Source organism: Pseudomonas sp. GW821-FHT01D09 (assembly GCF_059422465.1).
This window is the reverse complement of record NZ_JBWKWY010000052.1, coordinates 1-23666: the sequence shown is the minus strand read 5'-3', so window position 1 is coordinate 23666 and position 23666 is coordinate 1. Positions and strand designations below refer to the sequence as shown.

Genomic DNA, 23666 nt, shown 5'->3' with positions numbered 1-23666 from the left:
GCGGTGGATCAGTCACCAGATTCTTTGACTGCCCCACCGCTATCGCAGGCAAGCCAGCTCCTACATTTTGATCGGCAGTGTGTTCAGGCACCGCGCATGCGCCGCGCACCGTTACGTTGCAGCGTCTGGCTGGGGGATTCCTCGAACAGTTTGCGGTACTCCGCCGAAAACCTTCCCAGGTGGGTAAAGCCCCAGCCCAAGGCGATTTCGGAGATGGTGCGGGTTGCCCCATGCTCCAGAATCTCCTGGCGCACCGCGCCCAGGCGGTACTTTTTCAAGTAGGCCATGGGGGACAGGGCGAAGTATTTGCGAAACGCATCGAACAGCTTGAACCGCGACACCCCGGTGGCCGCCTCCAGGTCTTCCAGGTGCAGCGCTTCGCGGGCGTTATCGTGGATATATTGGCGGGCGCGGATCAGGTAGTGGGGCAACTTCACGCCCAGCACGTCGCGCAGTTCTTCGGAGTAGTTGTTCGGCTGGGCCAGGATCAGGCCCTTGATCAGCGAGCTTTCCAGGTCGCGGGTAAACGCGGCCTGGTCATACAGCTCGCTGCTGTGTTCCAGCTCCGCGATAACGTGCCGCGCCATGCGCCACCACGCCGCCGGTGCACCCTGCACCGCATCCATCACCGCTTCAAAGCGCAACGGCGCATCAATCGGCCGCTGTAACAGGCCCTCCAGGATTTCGCTCATCGCCGCGCGGGTGATCACCACCTGCAACTTGCGGCAGTCGCCGGAGATCGCCAGCACCTGGTGTTCATTGGGCGAGATGATCACGCCCTGGTCGCGGTTGGAACTCAGGCGCTGGCCGCCCTTGCTCAACTCCTGCTCGCCCACCAGCGGCAGGCTCAGGCTGTAGCTGCGAAAGTGTTCGGCGTCTTCGATATCGATGGTCACGTCGGTGCCATATTCGATCACCCCCAGCGTGGTGGCGCGGGACTTGAACACATTGGCACTGTGATGGAAGCGCAGGCGCGCAGGCGCGGTGGTTTCCAGGCGATGGGGCCCGCAGATGCCGGACATCCAACTGCGGGCGCCTTCAAGGTCGAAACGTTCAATACGGATATCGCGTGTATGGCTACTCATCAGGGTGCACTCACGGCGGTTGTGGCCAGCGCGCTCTGACGGCGCGTCCGGTGGATCAAGGCAAGTTCTGCGCCACCTCGCGCACTTGCCCACTGAGTGGATAACGAGCGTCGACTATGTGGATAAGAAACCGGCTTTTACGACCATTGCCTGGCCAGACAGTAGCGCATTCCCCGGCGGCGTTGCACCCAAGTGGGTACTTGCTCCCCAACTATGCGGCCCATCTTCCCCCACTAAGCGGATAGCTGGCCGCCCCCCTGCCCGCCTCTAATGAACCACCGATTAGCTACCCAATAAAAGGTGCCTCCCATGAGTGGTGCAAGAAGCGTCGAGCAGTGGAAAACGTTTATCGAAAGCTGCCTGGATTTCCGTCCGGCCGAGGGTGTGTTCCGCATCGCCCGTGACATGTTCACCGAGCCCGAACTGTTCGACCTGGAGATGGAACTGATCTTCGAGAAGAACTGGATCTACGCCTGCCACGAAAGCGAACTGGCCAACAACCATGACTTCGTGACCATGCGCGCCGGGCGCCAGCCGATGATCATCACCCGCGACGGCGAAGGCCAGCTCAACGCCCTGATCAACGCCTGCCAACATCGCGGCACCACCCTGACCCGCGTCGGCAAGGGCAACCAGTCCACCTTTACCTGCCCGTTCCACGCCTGGTGCTACAAGAGCGACGGGCGCCTGGTGAAGGTCAAGGCGCCGGGGGAATACCCGGAAGGTTTCGACAAGGCCACCCGCGGCCTGAAGAAGGCGCGTATCGAAAGCTACAAGGGCTTTGTGTTTATCAGCCTCGACGTGCACGGCACCGACAGCCTGCAAGACTTCCTCGGCGACGCCAAAGTGTTCTTCGACATGATGGTCGCGCAATCCGCCACCGGTGAGCTGGAGGTGCTGCCCGGCAAGTCGGCCTACACCTACGACGGCAACTGGAAGCTGCAAAACGAAAACGGCCTGGACGGCTACCACGTCAGCACCGTGCACTATAACTACGTGGCCACGGTGCAGCATCGCCAGCAGGTCAATACGCAAAACGGCAGTGCCTCCGGCAGCACCCTGGACTACAGCAAACTCGGCGCCGGCGATGCCAATACCGATGACGGCTGGTTCGCCTTCAACAACGGCCACAGTGTGTTGTTCAGCGATATGCCCAACCCCAGCGTGCGCTCCGGCTACGCCACCATCATGCCGCGCCTGGTGGCAGAGCACGGCCAGCAAAAGGCCGAGTGGATGATGCACCGCCTGCGCAACCTCAACGTGTACCCGAGCCTGTTCTTCCTCGACCAGATCAGCTCGCAACTGCGCATCATCCGCCCGGTGGCGTGGAACAAGACCGAGATCATCAGCCAGTGCCTGGGGGTCAAGCACGAATCCGACGCTGACCGCGAAAACCGTATCCGCCAGTTTGAAGACTTCTTCAACGTGTCGGGCATGGGCACCCCGGATGACCTGGTGGAATTTCGCGAAGCCCAGCGCGGCTTCCAGGGCCGCCTGGAACGCTGGAGCGATATCTCCCGGGGCAGCCATCGCTGGGCAACCGGGCCGACGCCCAACAGCGAGGCCATCGGCATCCAACCGGCCATGACCGGCACCGAATTCACCCACGAAGGGCTGTACGTCAACCAGCACCGCAACTGGCAGACCTTCCTGCTGGACGGTCTGGACGCACAATCCTTGAAACTGCACGAGGTGAAATGATGAACGCGCCATTGCAGTACCAGATCGAGCAGTTTTTCTACCGCAAATCCGAGCTGTGCGACGCCCAGGACTGGGACGCCTATGTGCAGTTGTTCGACCCGCAGAGTGAGTTCCACCTGCCGCAATGGGATTCGGAGCACGTCTACACTCGCGACCCCAAGCGCGAGATGTCGCTGATCTACTACGCCAACCGTTCGGGCCTGGAAGACCGAGTGTTCCGCCTGCGCACCGGCAAGGCGGCGTCCGCCACCCCCATGCCGCGCACCTTGCACCTGATCAATAACGTACGGATTGCCGAGCAGGCTGATGGCTGCCTGGAGGTGCGGCTGAACTGGCACACGCTGTTTTATCGGTTGGCGATGTCGGAGCAGTTCTATGGCCACGCCACCTATAGCCTCAAGCCCCATGGCGACAGTTGGCTGATCACGCGCAAGCACGCGTTGCTGCTCAACGACACCATCAACTCGGTGCTGGATTTCTACCACCTCTGACGTTGCCCTCCCACGGCGAATACGCAAAATATCCATGGAGAACGGTGGATGAATCACAAAGTGGCCTTCAGTTTTGCCGACGGCAAGACCTTGTTCTTCCCGGTGAGCGCCAACGAGATCCTGCTGGATGCGGCGCTACGCAACGGCATCAAGATCCCCCTCGATTGCCGCGAAGGCGTGTGCGGCACCTGCCAGGGGCGCTGCGAGTCCGGCGACTACAGCCAGGACTATGTGGACGACGAGGCCCTGTCCAGCCTCGACCTGCAACAGCGCAAGATGCTCAGTTGCCAGACCCGGGTCCAATCCGACGCGGCGTTTTACTTCGATTTCGATTCAAGCCTGTGCAATGCGCCCGGGCCGGTGCAGGTCAGCGCCAGGGTGTGCGAGGTGCAACAGGTGTCGGCCAGCACGGCGATTTTGTCGGTGCAACTGGAGCAGGCCCTGGATTTTCTGCCAGGCCAGTATGCCCGGCTGTCGATTCCCGGCACCGATAGTCAGCGCTCGTACTCTTTTGCCAACCGTCCGGGCAACCGTTTGCAGTTTCTGATCCGCCTGCTGCCGGACGGGGTGATGAGCAATTACATCCGCGAACGCTGCCAGGTCGGCGATGAACTGCGACTGGAGGCACCGCTGGGCGCGTTTTATCTGAGGCACGTCACCCAGCCGCTGGTACTGGTGGCCGGCGGCACCGGGTTGTCGGCGTTGCTGGGCATGCTCGATGAGCTGGCCGAGCGCGGCTGCAAGCAGCCAGTGCATTTGTATTACGGCGTGCGCGGGGCCGAGGATTTGTGCGAGGCCGAGCGTATCAAGGCGTATGCCCGATCCATCCCGGGGTTTCGCTACACCGAAGTGCTCAGCGACCCAGCGCCGCAATGGCCCGGCAAGCGCGGCTATTTGACCGAGCATTTCGACCTGGCCGAATTGCGGGATAAATCGGCCGATATGTACGTATGCGGCCCCCCGCCAATGGTCGAATCGATCAAGAACTGGCTGCAAGAACAGGCACTTGATGGCGTTCAGCTGTATTACGAAAAGTTTACCGAGAGTAATATCTGACCCCTCAGCAGTGAGGGGCGGGTCTGGCGTGCAGGATCAACCCTGAAAAAAACAAGTAAAAGGGAATGTTAATGGCGGATGACATGGTTAACCCGGTGGGCCTCAAGCGTGGCCTGAAAAACCGGCATATTCAGCTGATTGCCCTGGGCGGGGCGATTGGTACGGGTTTGTTCCTCGGTTCGGCCGGGGTGCTGAAATCGGCGGGGCCTTCGATGATCCTGGGCTATGCGATAGCCGGGTTTATCGCGTTCCTGATCATGCGCCAACTGGGCGAGATGATCGTCGAGGAACCGGTCGCCGGCTCCTTCAGCCACTTCGCCCACAAGTACTGGGGCGGCTATGCTGGCTTCCTCGCCGGCTGGAACTACTGGGTGCTGTATGTGCTGGTGGGCATGGCCGAATTAACGGCGGTGGGCAAGTACATCCAGTTCTGGTGGCCGGAGGTGCCGACCTGGGTCAGCGCGGTGGTGTTCTTTATCGCAGTGAACCTGATCAACACCCTGAACGTGAAGTTCTTCGGTGAGACCGAATTCTGGTTCGCGATCATCAAGGTAGTGGCGATCATCGGCATGATCGTGCTCGGCTGCTACCTGCTGTTCAGCGGCACCGGCGGCCCGCAAGCCTCGATCAGCAACCTGTGGGACCACGGCGGTTTCTTCCCCAACGGCGGCATGGGCCTTTTGATGGCGATGGCGTTCATCATGTTCTCGTTCGGCGGCCTGGAGCTGGTGGGTATTACGGCTGCCGAAGCCAGCGAGCCGCGCAAGGTGATCCCCAAGGCGATCAACCAGGTGGTGTACCGGATCCTGATTTTCTACGTCGGCGCCCTGACCGTGCTGCTGTCGCTGTACCCCTGGGATCAACTGCTGCAAACCCTCGGCGCTTCCGGCGATGCCTACAGTGCCAGCCCGTTCGTGCAGATCTTCTCGTTGATCGGTAACGACACCGCCGCGCACATCCTCAACTTCGTGGTGCTGACCGCCGCCCTGTCGGTGTACAACAGCGGCGTGTACTGCAACAGCCGCATGCTGTTCGGCCTGGCCGAGCAAGGCGACGCGCCCAAGGCGCTGATGAAGCTCAACAAGCAAGGCGTACCGTTGCGCGCCCTGGGCATTTCGGCCCTGGTGACGTTGCTGTGCGTGGTGATCAACTACGTGGCACCCAAGGATGCACTGGTGCTGTTGTTTGCCCTGGTGGTTGCTTCGCTGATGATCAACTGGGCGCTGATCAGCCTGACCCACATCAAGTTCCGCAAGGCCATGGGCGAGCAAGGCGTGGTGCCGTCGTTCAAGACCTTCTGGTTCCCGTTCAGCAACTACCTGTGCCTGGCGTTCATGCTGGTGATCGTTGGCGTGATGCTGGCCATCCCGGACATGCGCCCATCGGTGTATGCGATGCCGGTGTGGGTGGGGATTCTCTTCCTGGCGTACTGGTTGCGCTCCAAGAAGACCAAGGCCCTGGCTGTCGCGCAATAACCTGTGTAGGAGCTGGCTTGTGTGGGAGCTGGCTTGCCTGCGATGGCATCGACTCGGTCTAACTGAATGACCGCGCCGCCTGCATCGCGGGCAAGCCCGGCTCCCACATGAACGGGGTCACAATAGGTATGCATTGCCAACAAAAAGCCCCGGAGAACCGGGGCTTTTTTATTAAAGCGTCGAACGCACCCGCCACAGCTCGGGGAACAGCACCGTGTCGAGCATCTTGCGCAAGTACCCCACACCTTCGGTGCCACCGGTGCCCGGCTGGAAGCCGATGATCCGCTCCACCGTGGTCACATGGCGGAAGCGCCATTGGCGGAACGAGTCCTCCAGGTCGATAAACTTCTCGGCCAACTGATACAGGTCCCAGTAACGGTTCGGATCGCGGTACACCTCGCGCCACGCCGCCTCCACCGATTCGTCATGCACCGTCGGCGCCGTCGGGTCGCGTTGCGCGCGCTGCGGGTCAATCGCCAGGCCCGCCTTGATCATCAAGTTGATCGCCTCGTCATACAGCGACGGCGTGGCAATCGCCACTTGCAGCTCCTTGAGCAATTCCGGGCGATGGGCGTGAGGCCGCAACAATGCCGCGCTTTTATTGCCGAGGATGAACTCAATTTCCCGGTACTGGAACGACTGGAAGCCCGACGACTGCCCCAGGTACGGGCGGATCGCCTTGTACTCCGACGGCGTCATGGTCGCCAGCACCGCCCAGGCGTGCACCAGTTGGTCGAAAATCCGCGACACCCGCGCCAGCATCTTGAACGCCGGCGCCAGCTCACCCAGGCGCACATGTTCACGGGCGGCCTTGAGTTCGTGGAGCATGAGTTTCATCCACAGCTCGGAGGTCTGGTGCTGGATGATAAACAGCATCTCATTGTGGTCCGGCGACAGCGGGTGCTGGGCCGTGAGCACTTTGCCCAGGTCCAGGTAGTCGCCGTAGCTCATGGATTCGGAAAAATTCAGCTCGGCGTTATGCCATTCTTCCGGCGGCTGGTAATCAGGGGAAAAAGGACACTGGCTCATCGCGTGGGCTCCTTGAGCGGGCGCAGGATTGCTCGTACCGGGCTGGCATCGAGGTTGGCAAAACGCAGCGGCAGCGCGATCAACTCGTAATCGCCCTGCGGCACATCGTCGAGCACGATGCCTTCGAGAATCGCCATGCCATGCCGGGCGACGGCGTTGTGGGCATCCATGGTCTTGGACTGTTGCGGGTCCAGGGACGGCGTGTCGATGCCGATCAGGCGCACGCCGAGGCTGGCCAGCAGCTCGACCGTTTCTTTGGCAACGGCGGTGAAGTCCGCATCCCAGGTAGTCAGCGGCGCCTGTTGATAAGTGCGCAGCAGCACCCGCTCCGGCAGGTTATCCAGGCGCCCCTGCAACTGCTCGGGCTGCACCAGCGCGCCGCTGTCCAGGCAATACAGCACCCGGCACGGGCCCAGGTACACATCCAGCGAGACTTCGCCGATGGGCGCGCCGTCGGCACTGTAGTGCAACGGCGCATCGACATGGGCACCGGTGTGGGGCGACAGGGTAATGCGCCCGACGTTCACCGGGCATTCGGGGCCGAACTGCCAGACGCGTTCTTCCTGGAAGGGCGTATCGCCCGGCCAGGTCGGGGTGGCGGTGCTCAAGGGTGGGCTGATATCCCACCACGTTTTTATTGGATTCATACGAGGCTCTCGGCTGTTTCTAAAGTGAATGATACGAGGGCCAGCGGTAAATATTCTTGCGAATTCCAGCGCGAAGGCTGATTTCTTTCGTACTTACTGCGAAGAAACGTCTGATTATTGAACAGATCCATCACCCATCGCCGATCAAATGTGTGCGAGCTTATGTGGGAGCTGGCTTGCCTGCGATAGCATCACTGCGGTGTGACTGACACACCTCGGTGCTTGTATCGCAGGCAAGCCAGCTCCCACAGGGTTCGGTATAGGTTTGGGAAGCGTATGGCAATGCGCTTCTGGGCATCCCAGTGTCGAGTTCAGACCACAGCCATTCGGGCAAGCGCTATAGGGTTGGCCTTCACGTCTCAACCTTGGAGCCATCATGTCCCAGCCGATCACTGTACTGCGCGATACCCATCCCCTACCGGTCCTGGATGCCTGCAAATGGCAGAAACTCGAAGGCGACCCACACACCGTCAACCTCAACGCCTACACCAGCGAAGACGGCAGCAAGATCATGGGCACCTGGATCTGCACCCCGGGCAAGTGGTACGTGGAATACGTGAAGTGGGAATACTGCCATTTCCAGGAAGGCTACTGCGTGATCACCCCGGATGGCCTGGAGCCGATCCATTTGCGCGCTGGGGATATCTTTGTGGTGGAGCCCGGTATGAAGGGCACGTGGGAAGTGGTCGAGACAGTGCGTAAGTATTTCGTGTTTGCCTGATCGAGAAAAACCCGGGAACCCGCCCGACGCGAGCTCCCGGAAAAGCCCTTACTGGGGTTTGCGATAGCTGTTGATGATCGCCGAGAAGTCCTTGCCCCCGTCCCCGCGCTGGCTCATCGCTTGATACAACTGCTGCGCCACCGCCCCCAGGATCACCGGCTGGTGCGCCTGGCGGGCCGCTTCGGTCGCCAGGCCCAGGTCCTTGAGCATCAAGTCGGCGCCAAACCCACCGGTATAGCCCCTGGATGACGGCGCGGTCTCGCTCACCCCCGGCCATGGGTTGTAGGTGTCGGAACTCCAGCAACGCCCGGTGGAGCTGTTGATGATGCCAGCCAGCACCTGGGTGTCGATGCCCAGTGCATCGCCCAGGGCCATGGCCTCGCTGACGCCGACCATGCTGATCCCCAGCAGCAGGTTGTTGCAGATCTTGGCGATCTGCCCGGTGCCGACTTCACCGCAATGCACGATGTTGCGGCCCATCTGCGCCAACACCGGTTGCAGGGTGGCGAACAGTTCCGGGGTGGCGCCGACCATAAAGGTCAGCGTCCCGGCCTGCGCCCCACCGGTGCCGCCCGACACGGGTGCATCAGCCATCGCCACGCCGTGCCTGGCTGCCGCAGCCGCCACATCGCGGGCAGTCTGTGGGTCGATGGTGCTGCAATCCACGGCCGGTACGCCTTTGCCGATACCGGCGAGCACGCCGTCTTCATTCAGCCAGACGCTGCGCACATGGGCGGCAGCAGGCAGCATGGTCAACACCAGTTCGGCGCCTTCTGCTGCTGCGCGCGGTGAGGCGCTGATGGTGCCGCCCAATTCGGCCAGTTCCTTGAGCACGGTCTGGTTCAGGTCGAACAGGTTCAGCGCGTGGCCAGCCTTGATCAGGTTGCGGGCCATGGGGGCGCCCATGTTGCCCAGGCCGATAAATGCAATCTTCATGCTCGTCTCCTTGATCAACGCAGGTTGATGGTGGTGTTGACGCCATCATTGACGCTGTCGTCGTCGAACCAGCGGCTGGTGACGGTTTTAGTCTGGGTGTAGAACTGCACCACTTGCTTGCCGTACGGGCCCAGGTCGCCGAGTTTCGAGCCACGGGAACCGGTGAAGCTGAAGATTGGCACTGGCACCGGGATCGGAATGTTGATGCCCACCTGGCCGACGTCGATTTCGCTCTGGAACTTGCGCGCCGCCGCACCGCTCTGGGTGAACAGGCCGGTGCCGTTGCCGAACGGGTTGGCGTTGACCAGGGCGATGGCTTCGTCGAGGGTATCGACCTCCAGCACTACCAGCACCGGGCCGAAGATTTCCTGGGTGTAGATCTGCATATCGGTGGTCACGCCCGAGAACAGGGTCGGGCCGACGAAGTTGCCTTGCTCGAAGCCCGGCACCTGGATGTCGCGGCCATCCAGTTCCAGCTTGGCACCTTCTTTCACGCCGCTGGCGATCAGGTCGAGGATACGTGCCTTGGCGCGCTTGGAAATCACCGGGCCCACGTCGGTGCCGGCTTCGCTGCCGGCGTTGACTTTGAGTTTCAGCGCCAGGGCCTTGAGGTCCGGCAGCCACTGCCTGGCCGCGCCGACCAGCACCACCACCGAGGTGGCCATGCAGCGCTGACCGGCCGCACCGAAACCGGCGCCGACCAGGGCATTGAGGGTTTGTTCACGGTTGGCATCCGGCAGCACCACCGCATGGTTCTTCGCGCCCATCATCGACTGCACACGCTTGCCGTGCTTGCCCGCCAGGTCGTAGACGTGGGTGCCGACAGCGGTCGAACCGACAAAGGACACGGCCTTGATATCTTTGTGGGTGCACAGGGCATCCACCACCTCCTTGCCGCCGTGGACCACGTTCAGCACGCCCGCTGGCACGCCAGCCTCCAGCGCCAGCTCCACCAGCATCAGGGTCGACAGTGGATCCTGTTCCGACGGCTTGAGCACAAAGGTGTTACCGCAGGCGATGGCCATGGGGAACATCCACAGCGGGATCATCGCCGGGAAGTTGAACGGGGTGATGCCGGCGCACACGCCGATGGGTTGGCGCAGGGTGTAGGTATCGACGCCACCGGCGACGTTCTCGGCAAACTCGCCCATTTGCAGGGTGCCGATGGAGCAAGCGTGTTCGACCACTTCCAGGCCACGGAAAATATCGCCCTCGGCATCGGCAATGGTCTTGCCTTGCTCGGCACTGAGGACGACGGCAATGCGCTTGGAATGTTCACGGATCAGCGCTTGCAGCTTGAGCATGATGCGCATGCGCGCGCCGATCGGCGTCAGCTTCCAGGTCTGGAAGGCGCGATGGGCGGCGTCGATGGCCGCGTTGACTTCATCGGCCGTGGCGAAGGGCACACGGGCCAGGACTTGTTGGGTCGCCGGGTTGACGATGTCTTGCCACTCGGTGGTCTTGGACTCGACCCATTCACCGTTGATCAACAGTTTGGCCTGTTTCACGGTGGTATCGGCAGACGTAAGCGATGCGTTCATGGGGGTCTCCAGATCTTGTAGTTATGCAGAGAGCCAAGGCGTGAAGCGCCTTGAGGATGAGGCGTTCGGACGATTTTTGGAGTATAGATGTGCAAACTTCCAATAAGAACCCACATAAAAGCCGGTCCAACATGCAAAAAAACATCACCTCTTTAGGCTCGCTGAACTGGGACGACCTGAAGTTTTTCCTCGAAGTGGCCCGCACCCGCAAGGCCAGCGTCGCCGCCAAGCGCCTGGCGGTGGACTACACCACCGTGTCGCGGCGCATCAGTTCTCTGGAAGGCTCCCTGGGCACCCTGCTGTTCGAGAAATCCCGGACCAGCGGCTTTGTGCTGACCAACGAAGGCCAGCGCTTGCTGGGTTATGCCGAGTCCATCGAAAGCACCTTGCACATGGCCTGCGAACAAGTCTCCGGCTCCGGCGTGGCACTGTCCGGGCATGTGCGCATGGGCTGCACCGAGGGGTTCGGCAGCTTTTTCGTCACCCCGCAACTGAGCCACTTCGTCGACACCTACCCGGCGATCTCGGTCGACATCCTGCCCCTGCCCCACTTCATCAGCCTGTCCAAGCGCGAAGCCGACATTGTCATCGCCCTGGAGCGCCCGGAACACGGGCCCTACGTGTGCTGCAAACTGTGCGACTACAAGCTGCAGCTGTACGCGACCCAGGACTACCTCGACCAACACCCGCCCATCCGCCGCCCGGCCGACCTGGCCGACCATCCGTTTATCAGCTATGTGGATGACCTGGCGTTCAGCTCAGAGCTGCTGTACCTGGCCAATGTCGTCCCGGGCGCCAGCGCCAGCCTGCGCAGCACCAGCGTGATCGCGCAGTACGTGGCGGCGCAGCAGGGGCGTTCGCTGGCGATCCTGCCGTGCTTCCTGGCTGCGCAGGATCCGCGGTTGCTACCGGTGCTGGGGGAGGAGGTCACTGTGACGCGGCAGTTTTGGATGTATTGCCGTGAGGATCTGAGGAAGTTGAAGCGGATTACTCTGCTGTGGGATTACATCAGGGAAGTGACGGAGCAGAACCAGGGGTTGTTGATGGGGCAGACGCGGGAGATGGTGTTTGCCCAATAGCCGCCAGAACACTGAAGCAACTGTGGGAGCGACCCGACAAGCTCGCTCCCACAGTTGGGCGTATTTCAAATTTATACCGGCCTGTCGGCTCAGTCGGCGATCACTACAATCGACACCCGGCGGTTTTCGGTACGGCCCGCGGAGGTGCTGTTGGACGCCACCGGCTCGCTGCTGCCCAGGCCGCGCAGTTGCACATTTTCTTCCTTCATACCCACCGCCACCAAGACCTTGCCCACGCTTTTCGCCCGGCGCAGGGACAGTTGCTGGTTGTAGGTTTCCTTGCCCGAGGCGTCAGTGTGGCCGTCTACACGCACACGTTCGATGCCCACGCCGGTGAGGGCCTTGCCAATGCGTTCGACGATATCGGTGCTGGGCTTGTTGAGTTTTTCGACGTCGCTGCCAAACAGCACTTTGCCCGACAGGCCGAAGGCCCAGCCTTCGTCGGTCAGCTCGAAGCCTTGTTGCTTGAGCACCGCCACTTGTGCCGGGGTCAGGCCCTTGGGTGGGGCGGTTTGGCAGCCACTCAGGGCCAGCAGTGCGATAAACAAGGTGATAAAGAGAACGCGGGTGTTAGCAAACAAGGGATCAACTCCTGTGTTGAACATTGGCAGCGGGGTGCTCCGACTCCGCCGTGTGCTGGCCGCCCTGGGAAAGGCGTTTGGCCTGGTACATCGCCGCATCGGCAGCATTGAGCAAGGCGCCGGGAGTGGTGCCATGATCGGGATAAACCGCAATACCGATACTGAGTGAGGTCAACACTTGGGTGTTGCCCGGCAGCGGAATGGGTTGGTCCATGCTGGCGATGATTTTTTCGGCGATGCGCTGGGCATCTTCGAGCTTGTGCAGGGGCGAAAGCAGGATGGCGAACTCATCGCCGCCCAGGCGCGCCACCAGGTCGCTCTCGCGCAGTTGCGCCCGTATGCGCGCGGCGACGGCCACCAGTACCGCGTCACCGGCGGCGTGCCCGAAGTTGTCGTTGATGTCTTTGAAGCGGTCGCTGTCGAGAAACAGCACCGCCACCCGCTCGTTGAGCTTGGCCGCGCTGCGCAAGGCCCGGATCAGGCGGCCCTCGAAGAAGGCGCGGTTGGGCAGCCCGGTCAGGCTGTCATGGCTGGCCTGGTGAGCAAGGGTTTCGTTTTCGCTTTGCAGGTGGGTTTGCCAGGCTTCCAACTCATCGAGCAAGGCATTGAAGTCATTGCCCAGGTTATCGAGTTCGGCAATCTGTGCCGGCGGCACGCGGCGGTCGAAGGCCCGCTCGCTGCGCGCGGCGTGGGCAACATCGGCCAGGCGGTGCAACGGGCCGGTGATACCGCGCAACATGCGCCGCGCCAGGTAAATCGCCACCCAGCCACTGATGGCCGTACACACAACGATCCCCGCCAGGCCGCTGAGCAAAAAGCGCAACAGGCTACCGCCGTGGCCACTCAGCTCGACGGTGCCAATCTTCTTGCCTTGATGCAGGATCGCTTGGCTGATGGGTTCTTCCAGCAGCGTGTGGGCCAGTTCCAGCTCCACCTGGGACAGCATCCCGGTTTCCGGGCGCACCCAGTGGGCCAGGGTGTTGCCATTGAGGTCCAGCACCCGGGCTTCGGCCACTTCTTCGGTGGTGGCGATCAGCGCCAGGGCTTCGGTGGCCGCCACGCGGTCGTTGAATACCACCGCGGCTTCCACGGTGTAGTTGATCGAGCGGGCGATCAGGTGCAGGTTGTGGTCGGCATAGACCCGCAGGGCCAACACCCCCAGCAGGGTCAGGGACACACTGGCCATGGCAACCGCCACCAGCGCCACACTCAGGTGCCCGCGACCGAGGACTGAACGTAATGTGGGGCGGCTTGTGGCGTTACGCAGCTTCATGACTCCGGCGCCCGACGACGGGATAGCTGCAGGACGCTGGGATGAATGCGCACACCGCTGCGGGCCACGGAATCGAGGTTGACCTCGAACGACACCTGCTCATCGCTGACCCGCAGGCAGAACAGACTGCCCACGGTGCATTGGTCACCGCCTTCGCTGATGCTCAACACCGGATGGCCGATCAACGAGGTAAACAAGTGACTGCGTTCTTCAGGGCTGAGCTTGCCGATATACAGCGCGTCGCAGGCGTTGACGATATTGGGGTTGTCTGCCAGCAGGCGCTGGACCACCACCGGTCGGCCCGTGGCCTGTGTGGTGCCTTTGACCAGGTCGTCGGTGTATTGGGTCGGGCCAACGATGCACAAACGCAGTTGGGCGGGTTCCACCGGCCAACGGGCGTAGCTGAGAATCCCCAGCACCACTTGGGTCACTGCCTGGGCCCGTTGGTCAGCCGCACTGGCAACGGACGCCTGGGCAAAAGCCAAAGGCGTGACGAGGCACAGAACGGCCAACAGCAGCATTCGTCTCCAGCTCCAACTACGCTCTGCGGGCGAGACAGCCACGTTCATGCAGCGATTCTCTTTGATCTTCTCGGGATGATGCCGCAACGATAGCATATTGGCGGAAAACCCAGCGACACGGGGCCCAGGTAGATTGCGCCATTTACCAATAAAATCCGACAGTTCGGTCAGGTTTTGCCTGCGCCCTTATGCCCCTAGCGCCAACATCAGCCCGCTCAATCGTTTCACCTTGCGCCGCACCGCTTCCTCGAAAACCCCACCACGGGTTTCGATCAAACTGAAGCGATCCTTGGCCCGGGTGATGCCGGTGTAAATCAGCTCCTTGGTCAGTACCGGGTTCAGCGCATCCGGCAGGATCAGGGCCGTGTGGGCGAACTCCGAGCCTTGGGATTTGTGCACGGTCATGGCGTAGACGGTTTCCACATCATTGAGGCGGCTGGGCAACACAAAGCGCACGCCGCCCTGGCCATCGTTGCGCGGGAAGGCAACGCGCAACACCTGCGGCCCACCGTCACTTTCGGGCAGCTTCAAGGCGATTCCGATGTCGCCGTTCATCAAGCCCAGGCCGTAGTCGTTGCGGGTCATCAGTACCGGACGGCCTTCGTACCATTGCTGGTCGCTGTCGATCAGCCGCGCCTTGAGCAACGCCGCCGTGATGCGCTGGTTGAGGCCCTCCACCCCCCAGGGGCCCTTGCGCACCGCGCACAGCAACTGGAAGGCATCGAAGGCTTGCAACAACTGGCGCGCCCAGTCAGTCCAGCGCGGGTCGTCGCGTGGTGTCTCGGCCGCCGGGCGCGAGGTGCGCAGCAGGTTCAGGTAGTAGCGATAGCCCTGGGCGTCGCCGCCCTGCCCGTCCAGCACCAGGCGTTCCAGGGCGCGGTCATGCTCGCCCTTGAGGCGCAGGCAAAACAGGTCGTGGCTGCCGGCGTCCAGCCGTTGGCGGGCCTGCTCGGGGTTTTGCTGGTTGACCCAGCGCGCCAGTTGGCCGATGCCACTGCCTTCGCCGAAGCGCCGGGAGTAACGCAGCATGACCACTTGTTGCGCCAGCGGATGACTGGCGTCGAGGTCTTCCTGCAGGCCGCTGCCCGCCAGGGTCTCGCCGCTGACACGCTCCAGCCATTGGCGCGTGTCGGGGCTGTACCAGCCAGCCTCGGCATCGCGACACAAATCGCCAAGCACCGCGCCGGCTTCCACCGAGGCCAATTGGTCCTTGTCCCCCAGCAGCACCAGGCGTGCATGGGGCGGCAAGGCCTCCAGCAGGTTGGCCATCATTTCCAGGTCGATCATCGAGGCTTCATCCACCACCAGCACATCCAGCGGCAACAGGTTGCCCGCGTGATGGCGAAAATGCCGAGTACCGGGACGGCTGCCCAACAGACGGTGCACGGTGGTGACCTCGGTGGGGATTTTTTCGCGCACGGCCTCGGGCACTTGCAGCGAGCGCACTTGCTGGCTGATGGACTCGGTCAAGCGCGCCGCCGCCTTGCCGGTGGGCGCTGCCAGGCGGATGCGCAACGCCGTACCCTGCTCCACCGCAGGTGCTTGCAGCAATGCCAGCAGGCGTACCACGGTGGTGGTCTTGCCGGTGCCGGGGCCGCCGGTGACGATGCTGAACGCACCTCGCGTGGCCAGGGCACAGGCGAGTTTCTGCCAGTCGACCACGCCATCCGGTGGCGGCTGCTGGAACAGGACATTCAAGCGCTGGGGCAGGTCTGCCGAGACCGCTTCCTGCACGGCAAGACGCTGACGCAAGGCGCTGTCGATGCGCCGCTCATAGGTCCAGTAGCGGCGCAGATACAAGCGCTTGCCCGACAACACCAGCGGCCGGCTGTGTGCCGTCTCACTGCCATCGCCAGCCAGCGCCACCAGCGTGCTCGCCGCCAGGGCGTGGCACCAGTGCGCACCGTCCAGGCCATCGAGCAGTTGCGAAGGCAGCAGCATCGCGCCACTGGAAAGATCCCCTTCAGGGGGCAACGACAGGGCAAAATCCGGGGCGTTCAGGGTCTCGAACACGTCCAGGCACACGTGGCCGTGGCCCAGTTGGTGGCTGGTCAGGGCGGCGGCCAGCAGCACCAGGGGATCGGCCTGTGGGTCGAGCTCATGCAGAAAACCCACGAACGCCTTGTCCAGCGCCCGCAGCCAGCCGCGCTCGACCCAGCGTGCCAGCAGGTGCATCAGGTCGTCAGCGTGTGCCAGCGGTGCCAGTGCCTCCAGCGGCAGCGTCGAGAGGCTCATAGCAGGACTCCTTGTTCCCAGGCCGGTTCGACCTTGGGCGGTTGCGGCTTGCCCTGGAACAACAGGTCCAGGCGTTCGATCAGTTCCCGTGGCGGCCGGGTGAAATACGCGCCCTGGCTCACGGCTTGGCCCCCGCGCAGGAACAGGTAGAGGGCGCCGCCCACATGCCGGTCGTAATCGTAATCAGGCAGCCGCGCCTTGAGCTGGCGATGCAGGGCCAGCAGGTAGAGGACGTATTGCAGGTCATAGCGATGGTCGAGCATCGACTGTTCCATGGCCTCGCGGGTGTAGGCCGCGTCGTCGGCGCCGAGCCAGTTGGATTTGTAGTCGGCCACGTAGTAGCGGCCGTCATGTTCAAACGTCAGGTCGATAAAGCCCTTGAACATGCCGTTGAGCAACACCGGCTCGGCGGCGACCCGCGACACGCCGGCGTGGGTGTATTGGCAGACCAGTTGGTCGAGGACGAGCACATCGACGGTGTGGCTGGCGAACCAGAACTCCATTTCGATCTGATACTGCTGCAGCTCGCTCAGGGTCACCGCTGCCTGCCCATGGCCCAGGTCCAGTGGCACTTGCAGCAGGTGCCCGAGCCAGCCGCCGAGGGTGCCGATCCAGCCTTCCCAGCCGCGTCGGTTGCAGCGCCGAGCAACGGCGTCTTCGATGGCTTCGGGGCTCACGTTGAAGCCTTCGTTGCCGGCCCACTCCAGCAGGCCGTGGAGAAAGGTCCCGGGGTTGGGCCCCCGTGGGAAACGGTGGATATCGCCGCCAGACGCGGCGACTTCGCGCGGTGCATCCGGGTCCAGGCGTTCGTCGTCGAACAGTTTCTGTGCTTGTGGGCTTTCCGGGGCTTCCAGGTTGGCGGCGCTCATGCTTTCGCCGATGCGCAGGGCGCTGTAGGAGGCAATCCACCAGTTTTCTGCAGCCTTGCGCTTGGGCAACAGCGGCGCAAGCAAGGTCGCGTCATTGCGCGGTGGCTGGTAGGTATTGCTGTCGGCGTCTGGCATGTGCCCGTAGGCAATCGCCGCGCAGCCGTCCTGCACATCCATCAGCCAACGGGCCAGGGCTGCAGACTCACCCAACGCCGCGCCCCCTCCCAGCAGATAGCCCAGGGCCGACAGGTGCAACACCGAACTGTTGTTATTGCCACGCTTGAGGTCGGCCACGCCGAGCCAACAGGCATGTTTGGCCCTGGTCAGGGCCACGTAGAACAGGCGCAGGTCTTCGGCCAGGCGCTCGTCGTCGGCCTGGGCGATCAGTTCGGCGGTGGGTTTGAGGCTGACCTGGGACTTGCCGTTGGCATCGTGATAATGCAGCGGCAGGCGACTGCCGTCCACAGGCTTGGCCGAGCAGATAAACGGCAGGAACACCAGGTCGTATTCCAGGCCCTTGGATTTGTGGATGGTCACCACCTTGACCAGTTGCTCATCGCTTTCCAGGCGCAAAATCTGCTCTTCGCCAGCCTGGCCCGACAGCGCCAGGTGTTCTGCCAAATGACGGACCAGCGCTTGTTCGCCGTCCAATTCAGCGGCGGCCTGTTGCAGCAATTCGCACAGGTGCAACAGGTTGGTCAGCACCCGTTCGCCATCGCTGCGGGCGATCAGGGTTTGCGGCAACTTGAAGTCATGCAGCAGGCGCCGCAGCATCGGCAGCACGCCCTGGGTGCGCCAGATCACGCGGTAGTCGCGAAACTGCATGACTCGCTGCTCCCAGGCCAGTTCGTCCTGGTTCAGTTGCTCCAGTTCCGCCAACGACAGGTTGAGGGTGACGCAGGCCAGGGCCGCGCGCAGCGGGCGCTCGACATCCGGTTCGGCACAGGCCTTGAGCCAGGCGAGCAGATCGTGGGCTTCCTGGGAAGCGAACACCGAATCCTTATCGGACAGGTACACACTGCGCACACCGCGCGCAGCCAATTCACCGCGTACGGCCTGGGCCTCCTTGCCGTCACGCACCAGGATGGCGATGTTCGACGGTTGCACGGGCGCGAAGTCCGCCCCCTTGATAAACCCCGCCGTGCCCTGCTGGCCACCATTGAGCAACGCGACAATCTGGCTGGCGCACGCGCCGGCCAGTTGCTGGCGATACAGCACATTGGAGATCGGCTGGTCGGTGGGCAAGTGCCAGAGATTCAGGGCCGGCAATGGGTGGCCATCGACCTGCAACTGCTCCTTGCGGCCCTGGGAAGAGACCGGCAGGAACGGCACCGGGTTCTCGCCGTCGGGCTCACGAAACAGAAATGCCCCACGCCCGGTTTCCGCACGCTCGAACACGTGGTTGACCGCCTCGACCATGGCATGGCTGGAGCGAAAGTTGGTGCCCAAGGTGTGCAAGCGCCCGGCGGTGGCCTGGCGGGCGCGCAGGTAGGTGTAGATATCGGCGCCGCGAAAGGCGTAGATCGCCTGCTTGGGGTCGCCGATCAGGAACAGGCCGCTGTGCGGGCTGTTGTCTTCGATGCGGTAGATGCTTTCAAAGATCCGGTACTGCACCGGGTCGGTGTCCTGGAATTCGTCGATCAGGGCCACCGGGAACTGCTCGCGGATCACACTGGCCAGGCGTTCGCCCCCCTCGGCTTGCAGGGCGGCGTCCAGGCGAATGAGCATATCGTCAAACCCCATCTCGGCGCGCCGGCGCTTCTCTTCTTCAAACCGTTTGCCGACCCAGGCGGCCGCGTGTTGCAACACTGCGGCATCAGGCGTGGGCAAGGCGTCAAGGCTGGCCTTGAGGCCCGCCATGGCATCCAGGCCCGGATGATGGGGCGCATCGCCCTTCCAGGCCTCGGCCATGCCATCGGGGGTCAGGCGCGTGAAGCCAGTGCCGATATCCAGTTGTTCCAGGGTTTCGTCGGCGGCCCAGGCGCTGAGTTTCTCAAACCAGGGCTCGAAATAACGGGCCTGCATCTTGCGGCCATCCACCGCCTTGGCGGCGACGGCTTGCAGGCAGATTTCGCGCAACTCGCCCGCCCATTGCAGCCAAGGGGCCTTGAGCGCCACCAGGGCCTCACGGCGCTCGTGCAGGCAGGCCTCGATCAGTTCGGCAGGCTCGCGGGGGTCGTCACTGGGGCGCTCGCTGCCGAACAACGCGCGCACCCGGGGCATCAGCGCCGCAGGGCCGCCCCAGTTGGCGCGGACCCAGTTCAGGGCATCGCCGTGCATCGGGTAGCAGAACAGCCGCCAGTAGTCGCGCAGCACTTCGCCGAGCAGGTCGCTGTGATCGGTTTCCAGGGTCTGGGTAAACAGGCTGCCACTGTCGAAGGCGTGTTCGCGCAGCATGCGCTGGCACCAACTGTGGATGGTCGAGACGGCGGCCTCGTCCATCCATTGCGCGGCGATGTCGAGACGGTTGGCGCAGCCTGGCCATTGCTCGGCGCTGTAGTGATCGCGCAGCTCGGCAATCAAGGCGTCGGGCTGTTCGATCTCGTCACGAAAGAAGCGCGCCGCCTGTGCCAGGCGGGTGCGGATGCGTTCGCGCAGCTCTTTGGTGGCGGCATCGGTGAAGGTCACCACGAGGATTTGCGGCGGCAGTAACTCGCGGCCAAAACCCGCCTCATCGCCACCATGGCCCAGGACCAGGCGCAGGTACAACGCGGAGATGGTGAAAGTCTTGCCGGTGCCGGCACTGGCTTCGATCAGTTGGCTGCCACGCAGGGGGAAGGCCAGGGCCAGGGGTTTGATGGCACTCATGGACGGGCCTCCTCGCTGGTCAGTGATCGCCAGGGGGCGCTGATCAAGGGTCGATACAGGGTTTCGCACCAGCCTTCAAACTCTTCGCTGGCGACCAGGGCCGCATAGTCGGGGAACTGTCGGGTGAGGGCCGGGCTTTCGCGGCGCTCGCCATCGCTGGTGATGCCATCGCCTTCGTAGGCTTTAAGCGCGGCGGCCTGGGCTTTGTCCGGGTCAGTCTGGCCGAGCCAGGCGAAGGCGGTCTTGACCGCGATCGGTAGCGGTTCGCTCATACCTGTTTTCCAGGCCAGGAGCAGATTGCCGAGTACATCCTGGGCAAGGTTTTGCGCCAGTGGCGCCAGCAGGAGTGTGTCATCACTCGCCACCAGGCCGGTGCTCAGGGGCAGGCCACAGGCACAGGCCACCAGGTGATTGACCCATGGGCGGATCAGGCGATGCCACTTGCGGGTCTTGATCGAGCCGATGCTGTTGGGGATGGTGGTCACACTGAGCAAGCCGCCATCACTGCGCCGGTGCAAGCCGCTGACCCAGCCATCGAGCTCAATGCCCTGGTGCGCGAAACTGACGGGTTCCGCCGTGTTGTGTGGCGTAGGCCAAAGCGCCAGGAGTTGCTGGTAGCGTTGCAGCAAGTCGGGCAAGGGTTCGATCAGTTCATTGCGCAGGCATTCGCCGAAGCCGACCATGGGCAGCAGGCCACTCCCTTGCAGCCGTTGCGCCTGGGCCTCCAGGGCTTGCTCCAGATGATCCGGGTCGGTCAACGCGGCGGCGAGCAGGCTGTCGCTCAAGGTGTAGCGCTGCAAGGCGTCGAGGACGAAGGGTTCCTCATCGGCCAGGGGCACTTCGGCAGCCTCGAAAAACACTTTGAGGCGCTGACTGAAGAAATGCCTGACGGGGTTGCGCAAAAAATCCTGCAATTGGCCCAGACTCAGGGGGTCTTCCTGGATGTAGGCTGCCAGGCCGGTTGTTTCGCGGACCTCGTCCTGGGCTGCGTGCAATAGCTGCCATTCGCGGGCATAGCTGAACAGTGGATCGCCCGCGTGGAAGTAGCGTGCACTGAAGGGTTGCAGCGGGTGCTCCTGGGTCATCGCCTCCAGCAGCGGTTGCTCCTGGGCATGCTGCCAGCCACTGGCGAGGTGGTCGCGCAACTGGCCGATCAGCACCGACGCCGGGCGCTCGCTGTTATCGCGGATGCTGCGGCCAACCCAACTGATGTAGAGCTGGTCGCGTGCAGACAGCAGGGCCTCCAGCAGCAGGTATCGGTCGTCTTCACGTCGGGAGCGGTCGCCGGGACGGTAGTCGCTGCCCATCAAGTCGAAATCCAGCGGCGGTTGCGCGCGCGGATAGTCGCCGTCGTTCATGCCCAGCAGGCATACCAGCTTGAAGGGAATGGCGCGCATCGGCATCAGGGTGCAGAAGTTCACGGCGCCGGCCAGAAAACGCTGGGACAGGCGGCCCTGGTCGAGGCCGGCAAGCCAGGCCTCACGGACGACGGTCAGCGGTAATTCGTCGTACAGGCCAACAGACTCGCAGGTTTCCAGCCAGTCTTCCCGCAGTTGCTCCAACTGGCCCAGCAGATAGTCATCGTGTTCATTGCTGGGCAGGAAGAAGCGCTGCATCAGGTCTTGCAGGCGTGCGCCCCAGGCTTGTGGGGTTGCGGGTTGTGACAGGGCTTGATGTGCAGCGTGCAGTGCGTCAAGCAAGGCGACCAGTGGGCCAATCAGTGCGGCGTCGAGGCCGCCGATTTCGTCATAGGGTTCAATGCCGTCGCAGGCTGCGCCACTGCCGACGGCATAGCCCAGCAACATGCGGCGCAGGCCGAATCGCCAGCTGTTCTGTTCCAGCGCACTGGGCAGGCCCAGGCCGGCGCGCTGCTCGGCATTGAGCCCCCAACGGATGCCCGCACCTTCTATCCAGCGGTGCAGGGTGGGCAGGTCGCGCTCCTGGATGGCGAAGCGTTCGCGCAGGGCGGGGACGTCCAGCAAGTCGAGGATTTCGCTGACCGGGAAACGGCTGTCCGGGAGTTTCAGCAGATGCTCGACGGCGATCAACAGTGGGTCGCGGCCCCGTTGGCCCTGGTCCGTCAGGGTGAAGGGGATGAAGCGTGGGTCTTTTTTATCCAACTGGCCGAAAACTGCGCGGATATGCGGTGCATAGCTGTCAACGTCGGGGACCATGACGATAACGTCGCGAGGGCGCAACGTGGGGTCCGCGCTGAAGCGCTGGAGCAGTTGGTCGTGGAGGATTTCCACTTCGCGCTGGGCGCTGTGGGCGATGTGGAAGCGGATCGAGGTGTCGTACTGCAGATCGACGGCAGGCCAGCGTTCACGGGTTTCCGGGAGCGGGCGCAGTTCGAGGATGTCGTCCTGTAACTGGTTGAGGATGGTGGTCGGTTCGCTGTCGCTGAACAGGTCGATGCGCCCGTCGCGGAAGGCCGAACGGTAGCTGTTGGGGTCGTCGTAGCTGTCCAGCAGGTTGATGTAGTCGCGGCCTTGCTTGCCCCAGGCGGCCAGCAAGGGGTGGGCGTGCTGGTGCAGGGTTTGCGGGTCGATGGTGACGGGCATTCCGGTTTTGCGCGCCTGGCGTTTGTATTCGTTTCGCAGGAGGTCTTTGTCGGCAACGATGTCAGACCAATGGTGACGGCAAGGGTTGTGTACACAGAGCAACACCTGGCTGAAACGGGCCAGGCCGGCCAGCGCTTCCAGGGCTTGGGCGGGCAAGGAAGAAATGCCAAACACAATGACTCGGGACGGCAGGCCTTGCGGGGCGGTGTCCAGGTTATTGATACGCTCGATAAAACGCTGGTGGACCCCGGCCCGGCTCTGCGCCATGCCTTGCTCGCCAACGTCCAGCAGCAACGCCCGCCATAACTCGGCCTGCCAGCAGTTGGCCGGGCTCAGGGGCTTGGCTTCGCCTCGGCCATTGCGCAGTTGGTGGCGACCAGCGGCCCAGTCTTCCAGCCAGTCCGCACGGTAGACCTGATATTGGTCGAACAAATCGGCCAGGCGTTCCGCCAGTTGGTAGCGTTTACGCAGGTCAGTGTCGTGGGTGAGGAAACGTTGCAGGGGCTCGAAGTGCGGCTGGTCGATCAGCTCGGGCAGCAGGCGCATTAATCTCCAGGTCAGCGGGGCCTTGTCCAGCAGGGACGTGACCGGGATTTCGTCGCGACCCAGGACCATGCGATAGAGCTGCCACATAAAGCTGCCGGGCAGTTGCACGTCGATTGCAGCGGCGATGCCGCAGCCCCCCATGTCGTCCTCTTCCGGGTCTTCGGCAAGGGCCAGCTTGAGCCATTGCGCGATGCCGTTGCTTTGCACCAGGGCGATTTCGTTTTCCAGGGGAGCCAGCGGATAACGACGCATCCAACTGACAACCAGGCTGCGCAGTTCATCCAGGCGATTGCCGTGGACGACCATGAATCCAGCGCTGAGGGACGTTGCATCCGGCATAACGGCTTCCTTGGGAAAAGCAAAATCGAGGGAGGGACTTTAGCATTGAAGGGCGTTATGGGCAGAGTTGGACTATGTGCCAAATCACCTCAGTACTTTTCAACCGCCCAAAACAAAACCCCAACTGCTTTCGCAATTGGGGTTTCGGAATTTAATCTTGACGATGACCTAC

The 23666-nt window shown here is 62.8% G+C and carries 17 protein-coding genes; 6 read left to right on the top strand and 11 right to left on the bottom strand.

The window, feature by feature from the left end; genetic code table 11:
- Nucleotides 1-83: 83 nt before the first annotated feature.
- Nucleotides 84-1085 carry an AraC family transcriptional regulator gene (locus AC07W7_RS26250; RefSeq protein WP_495040400.1) on the bottom strand — a complete coding sequence of 334 codons (1002 nt, stop codon included), beginning with the start codon at nucleotides 1083-1085 and terminating at the stop codon, nucleotides 84-86.
- Nucleotides 1086-1394: 309 nt separating this feature from the next.
- On the opposite strand from AC07W7_RS26250, the gene antA reads away from it, so the two are divergent.
- The 4 genes from antA to AC07W7_RS26230 all read left to right on the top strand — a co-directional run bounded on the left by antA (nucleotide 1395) and on the right by AC07W7_RS26230 (nucleotide 5808).
- Complete coding sequence (antA, locus tag AC07W7_RS26245) at nucleotides 1395-2786, top strand: anthranilate 1,2-dioxygenase large subunit (protein WP_099169833.1); 1392 nt, start codon at nucleotides 1395-1397, stop codon at nucleotides 2784-2786.
- Nucleotides 2786-3277, top strand: coding sequence for an anthranilate 1,2-dioxygenase small subunit (gene antB / locus AC07W7_RS26240; RefSeq protein ID WP_076962679.1), 492 nt, complete (start codon nucleotides 2786-2788; stop codon nucleotides 3275-3277). Before antA ends, antB begins: the two co-directional genes overlap by 1 nt.
- Nucleotides 3278-3325: 48 nt before the next feature.
- Nucleotides 3326-4333: an anthranilate 1,2-dioxygenase electron transfer component AntC gene (gene antC / locus AC07W7_RS26235; protein ID WP_495040399.1), complete on the top strand. Its 1008-nt coding sequence runs from the start codon at nucleotides 3326-3328 to the stop codon at nucleotides 4331-4333.
- A gap of 71 nt (nucleotides 4334-4404) precedes the next feature.
- Nucleotides 4405-5808: an amino acid permease gene (locus AC07W7_RS26230; RefSeq protein WP_169898216.1), complete on the top strand. Its 1404-nt coding sequence runs from the start codon at nucleotides 4405-4407 to the stop codon at nucleotides 5806-5808.
- 171 nt (nucleotides 5809-5979) lie between these two features.
- Here the strand turns inward: AC07W7_RS26230 and kynA are convergent, their stop codons facing one another.
- Nucleotides 5980-6837 (bottom strand): tryptophan 2,3-dioxygenase, encoded by an 858-nt coding sequence (gene kynA, locus AC07W7_RS26225; protein WP_032862811.1) that lies wholly within the window; start codon nucleotides 6835-6837, stop codon nucleotides 5980-5982.
- Nucleotides 6834-7484, bottom strand: coding sequence for an arylformamidase (gene kynB / locus AC07W7_RS26220; RefSeq protein ID WP_076962675.1), 651 nt, complete (start codon nucleotides 7482-7484; stop codon nucleotides 6834-6836). Before kynB ends, kynA begins: the two co-directional genes overlap by 4 nt.
- A 376-nt stretch (nucleotides 7485-7860) precedes the next feature.
- Here kynB and AC07W7_RS26215 point away from each other — a divergent pair, with 376 nt between their 5' ends.
- Complete coding sequence (locus AC07W7_RS26215; protein ID WP_076962673.1) at nucleotides 7861-8205, top strand: cupin domain-containing protein; 345 nt, start codon at nucleotides 7861-7863, stop codon at nucleotides 8203-8205.
- A 48-nt stretch (nucleotides 8206-8253) separates the two neighbouring features.
- Here AC07W7_RS26215 and mmsB read toward each other — a convergent pair whose 3' ends face one another.
- Nucleotides 8254-9141 carry a 3-hydroxyisobutyrate dehydrogenase gene (gene mmsB / locus AC07W7_RS26210; RefSeq protein WP_076962672.1) on the bottom strand — a complete coding sequence of 296 codons (888 nt, stop codon included), beginning with the start codon at nucleotides 9139-9141 and terminating at the stop codon, nucleotides 8254-8256.
- A 14-nt stretch (nucleotides 9142-9155) separates the two neighbouring features.
- A complete protein-coding gene (locus tag AC07W7_RS26205; protein ID WP_169866431.1) occupies nucleotides 9156-10682 on the bottom strand; it encodes a CoA-acylating methylmalonate-semialdehyde dehydrogenase in 1527 nt (508 codons plus the stop codon).
- Between the two features lie 131 nt (nucleotides 10683-10813).
- On the opposite strand from AC07W7_RS26205, the gene AC07W7_RS26200 reads away from it, so the two are divergent.
- Complete coding sequence (locus AC07W7_RS26200; RefSeq protein WP_076962670.1) at nucleotides 10814-11761, top strand: LysR family transcriptional regulator; 948 nt, start codon at nucleotides 10814-10816, stop codon at nucleotides 11759-11761.
- An 89-nt stretch (nucleotides 11762-11850) separates the two neighbouring features.
- On the opposite strand, the gene yfiB is transcribed toward AC07W7_RS26200, so the two are convergent.
- The 6 genes from yfiB to recC form a co-directional block, all read right to left on the bottom strand.
- Nucleotides 11851-12366, bottom strand: coding sequence for an outer membrane lipoprotein YfiB (yfiB, locus tag AC07W7_RS26195; protein WP_413469171.1), 516 nt, complete (start codon nucleotides 12364-12366; stop codon nucleotides 11851-11853).
- Complete coding sequence (dgcN, locus tag AC07W7_RS26190) at nucleotides 12347-13615, bottom strand: diguanylate cyclase DgcN/YfiN (protein ID WP_076962668.1); 1269 nt, start codon at nucleotides 13613-13615, stop codon at nucleotides 12347-12349. The genes yfiB and dgcN overlap by 20 nt, the downstream gene beginning before the upstream one ends.
- Nucleotides 13612-14184 (bottom strand): regulatory sequestration protein YfiR, encoded by a 573-nt coding sequence (gene yfiR, locus AC07W7_RS26185; RefSeq protein ID WP_076962667.1) that lies wholly within the window; start codon nucleotides 14182-14184, stop codon nucleotides 13612-13614. Before yfiR ends, dgcN begins: the two co-directional genes overlap by 4 nt.
- A gap of 138 nt (nucleotides 14185-14322) precedes the next feature.
- A complete protein-coding gene (gene recD / locus AC07W7_RS26180) occupies nucleotides 14323-16371 on the bottom strand; it encodes an exodeoxyribonuclease V subunit alpha (protein ID WP_495040398.1) in 2049 nt (682 codons plus the stop codon).
- Entirely contained in the window at nucleotides 16368-20048 is a 3681-nt protein-coding gene (recB, locus tag AC07W7_RS26175; protein WP_495040397.1) for an exodeoxyribonuclease V subunit beta, read from the bottom strand. The genes recD and recB overlap by 4 nt, the downstream gene beginning before the upstream one ends.
- The gene (gene recC / locus AC07W7_RS26170; RefSeq protein WP_495040396.1) at nucleotides 20045-23494 is read right to left on the bottom strand and encodes an exodeoxyribonuclease V subunit gamma; all 3450 of its coding nucleotides are present in this window, start codon (nucleotides 23492-23494) and stop codon (nucleotides 20045-20047) included. The genes recB and recC overlap by 4 nt, the downstream gene beginning before the upstream one ends.
- Nucleotides 23495-23666: the final 172 nt, after the last annotated feature.